This window comes from Microbacterium yannicii PS01, assembly GCF_000304335.1.
GTDB lineage: Bacteria > Actinomycetota > Actinomycetes > Actinomycetales > Microbacteriaceae > Microbacterium > Microbacterium yannicii_A.
The window spans coordinates 1-3,077 of the sequence record NZ_CAJF01000063.1; the positions used below are offsets into that span (position 1 = coordinate 1).

The window sequence follows — 3,077 nt, forward strand, 5'->3', positions numbered from 1 at the left end:
GGAAGCCACCTGCCCAGCGTAGTGGCGGTCGATCGAGCGGTTCTCACCGATCTCTCATTTACTGAGAGTCGCCTGGGAGTTACGTTTGAGCGAACTGCGCCCCAACGATGTGGCGCAGCCTCCCCCACAAAACAATGGAGGCCATTATGGGTCGAACCTCCGTGAGAACAGCAGCGGTCGTCACACTCGCCGCTCTGTTCACCGGCACAGCCACCGCCAGTTTCGGCGCGACGCCGGAGGAGGTGAACACTCCCATCCCGATCGATCTGTCGGCCGGACGCTACATCGTCCTGCTGGACGAAGCGCCCGCCGCCACGTATGACGGCGGCGAAGCGGGCCTCGCGCCGACCAAGCCCGCCGAGGGCGACAAGCTCGACGCCTCGTCTCGCGACGTGCAGCGGTACTCGAACTACCTCGAGGACCGCCAGCTCGACGTCGCGACCGAGGCCGGCGTCGAGCCGGACGGCAACCTCACGATCACCCTCAACGCCTTCACGGCCAACCTCAGCGCGGCGCAGGCCGAGAAGCTCGCCGGAACCGACGGCGTGAAGTCCGTCGTCCCCGACGAGATCCTGCACCCCGACGCGGTTCCCTCGACCGAGTTCCTCGGTCTCGAGGGCGACACCGGTGTCTGGAACGCCGTCGGAGGCGTGGACCAGGCGGGAGCCGGCACCGTCGTCGGCGTCATCGACACCGGGATCGCCCCGGAGAACCCGTCGTTCGCCGGCTCGTCCCTGGGCGAGGCGCCCGGTGCCGAGCCGTACCTCGAGGGCAACACGGTCGTCTTCGCAAAGGCCGACGGCAACACCTTCCGCAGCGACCGGGTGACCGGGCAGGCGTGGAACAACGACGACTACTCGACCAAGCTCATCGGCGCGAAGTTCTTCAGCGCGGGCGCCGCGGCTGCGGGCTTCGACTTCGCCGACGACTTCCTGTCGCCGCGCGACAACGACGGTCACGGGTCGCACACCGCGAGCACGGCCGCCGGCAACCACGACGTTCCCGCCGCGGTCGAGGGCGTCGACTTCGGCACCTTCTCGGGCGTCGCGCCGGCAGCGAAGGTCTCGGCGTACAAGGCCTGCTACGTGGGTCCTGACCCGCTGGTGACCGAGGATGACATCTGCGCGCTGAGCGACCTGATGTCGGCCATCAACGCCGCCGCGGGCGACGGCGTCGACGTCATCAACTACTCCATCGGGGGCGGAGCGGCCACCACGACGTTCGCCACGGAGGACGCCGCGTTCTACAACGCAGCCTCCGCGGGCATCTTCGTCGCTGTCAGCGCCGGCAACGACGGCCCCGGCGCCGCCACGGCCGACCACGCGTCACCCTGGTACACCACGGTCGCGGCATCCACCGTCCCGACCTACGAAGGCACCGTCGCGCTTCCGAACGGATTCCTCGCGGCCGGAGCATCGGTGAGCGTGCCCTTCGGTGAGACCGTCACCGCACCGGTGGTCTACGCCGGCGACGCGGCGGCGGAGGGGGCGGCGCCGACCGAGGCCGGCCTCTGCTTCCTCGACACGCTCGACCCGGCCCTGGTCACCGGCAAGATCGTCGTCTGCGACCGCGGGACCAACGCGCGCATCGAGAAGTCGCAGGCGGTCGCCGAAGCCGGCGGCGTCGGCGTCATCCTGGTGAACGTCACGCCCGGTTCGCTCGACAACGACTTCCACTCGGTGCCGACCGTCCACATCCAGAGCACGTTCCGCGACGCGCTGCTCGAGTACGTGCAGGGCACTCCCGATGCGACAGCCACGCTGCACGGCGAGAACATCACCGGCATCGAGACCCCGACCCCCGTGGTCGCCGGCTTCTCGAGCCGCGGCCCGATGCTCGCCGACGGCAGCGACATCCTCAAGCCCGACATCTCGGCTCCGGGAGTCGCGATCCTCGCGGCGACCCACAACGCCGAGGGTGCGGACCCGACCTTCGGGTTCAAGTCGGGCACGTCGATGTCGTCGCCGCATGTGGCCGGCCTCGCCGCCCTGTACCTGGGCGAGCGTCCGAACGCGACGCCGGGCGAGATCAAGTCCGCGATGATGACCACCGCGTACGACACGAAGAACGACGACGGCTCCACGAACACGGACCCGTTCGCACAGGGCGCAGGTCACGTCGACCCGACCCGCTTCTTCGAGCCCGGCCTGGTCTACGACAACGGCCCCGCCGACTGGGCGGCGTACCTGCAGGGCAAGGACCTGTACGACTTCGGTGTCGAGCCGATCGACGGCAGCGACTTGAACCTCGCCTCCATCGCGATCGGCTCGCTGTCGGGGCCGCAGACCGTCACCCGCACCGTGCGCGCCACGACGGAGGGCACGTACACCGCCGAGGCCTCGGTGGCCGGGGTGGATGCGGTCGTCGAGCCGGCATCGCTCACGCTCGCCGCGGGCGCGACGGGAACCTTCACGGTGACCTTCACGAAGACGACCGCGGAGCCCGAGGCATGGGCCACCGGGTTCCTCACGTGGACCGGTCCGACGACGGTGCGCTCGCCGATCGCCATCTACCCGGTCACGGCGGACGCTCCGGCGGACGTCGCCGGCGAGGGCATCGACGGCTCCACGACCGTCGAGATCACCCCGGGCATCTCCGGTGAGCTGCCGCTGAACCTCAGCGGCCTCGCACCGGAGACGCTGCAGACCGAGGAGATCTTCGGCAACGGCGTCGAGGTTCCGGGTCACTCCGGCAACGAGACCTCGGGTGACGGGGACGGGTACTCGTACTACCTCGTCGACGTGCCGGAGGGCTCGACTCTCGCGCGGTTCGACCTCGACTCGTCGGACGACGAGGGCTCCGACCTCGACCTGTTCGTGTACCGCGTGGTAAGCCCGACCGACCTGCAGTACTACGAGCGGTTCCAGTCGGCCAGCGCATCGGCCGACGAGTCGGTGGTCCTGACCGAGCCGACGGCCGGTACCTATCTGGTCGAGGCGCACGTGTACTCCTCGACGGCGCCGTTCACGTGGGACCTCACGACCGCGGTCGTCGGTGCCGAGGGTGAGGGGTCGTTCACCGCGACGCCGAACCCGCTGCCCGTCACCGAGAGCACGCCCACCAGCTACACGCTCTCG

1 protein-coding gene is annotated in these 3,077 nt (G+C 69.5%); it reads left to right on the forward strand.

Annotated features, from left to right (window positions below):
- Positions 1-146: 146 nt before the first annotated feature.
- A partial coding sequence (locus tag WYM_RS20860) for a S8 family serine peptidase (protein WP_019182380.1) occupies positions 147-3,077 on the forward strand: 2,931 nt, incomplete at its 3' end.